Source organism: Halorubrum sp. Atlit-28R (assembly GCF_003665955.1).
Lineage (GTDB): Archaea > Halobacteriota > Halobacteria > Halobacteriales > Haloferacaceae > Halorubrum > Halorubrum tropicale.
On record NZ_QPLS01000203.1, the window covers coordinates 1 to 473 of the forward strand.

1 protein-coding gene and 1 pseudogene are annotated in these 473 nt (G+C 66.0%); both read right to left on the reverse strand.

Features of this window, described 5'->3' with window-relative positions:
* Positions 1 to 41 precede the first annotated feature (41 nt).
* Complete coding sequence (locus tag DVK06_RS17550; RefSeq protein WP_049967673.1) at positions 42 to 275, reverse strand: hypothetical protein; 234 nt, start codon at positions 273 to 275, stop codon at positions 42 to 44.
* Between the two features lie 70 nt (positions 276 to 345).
* Positions 346 to 473 (reverse strand): annotated as a pseudogene (gene glnQ, locus DVK06_RS17555) (glutamine ABC transporter ATP-binding protein GlnQ); the annotation flags it as partial.

Here is a 473-nt window from a genome sequence, read left to right on the forward strand (position 1 = left end):
CCGTAAAACAGCGGTCGTCGGTTCGGATGCCCGTTGCCCGCTCAGGGCGTCGGCGTCGGCGCCCGACGTTTTTCTGACGACTCGTCGTCGGCCAGTCCGCGCCAGACGACCTCGCCGCAGTCCGGGCAGTCGAGTCGGACCGCACGGCCGTCGCGCACCTGTTCGGGCCACTCGTCGATACCGGCGGCGCGACCGCAGGTCTGACAGAAGAGAACGGTCTTGGTGTGTTCGCAATCGGGCGGTTCGTGACTGAATTCGCGGGGAGCGTAGTTCATGCCGCAGCAAGCGGCGTTTCGGGGGATAAGCTTGTTGGATGAATCCGGGTGTGTGCCCGGCTACCCCGGCTCAGAGCAGTTTCGAGAGGAACTGCTTGCCGCGGTCGGTCTTCGGGTTCTCGAAGAACACCTCGGGCGGCGAGTCCTCGACGACTTGTCCGTCGGCCATGAGGACGATGCGGTCGCCGACCTCGCGGG

Excerpts from the sequence above, each read along its gene's own strand:
- DVK06_RS17550 (WP_049967673.1), bottom strand. The coding sequence starts at position 275 with ATGAACTACGCTCCCCGCGAATTCAGTCACGAACCGCCCGATTGCGAA.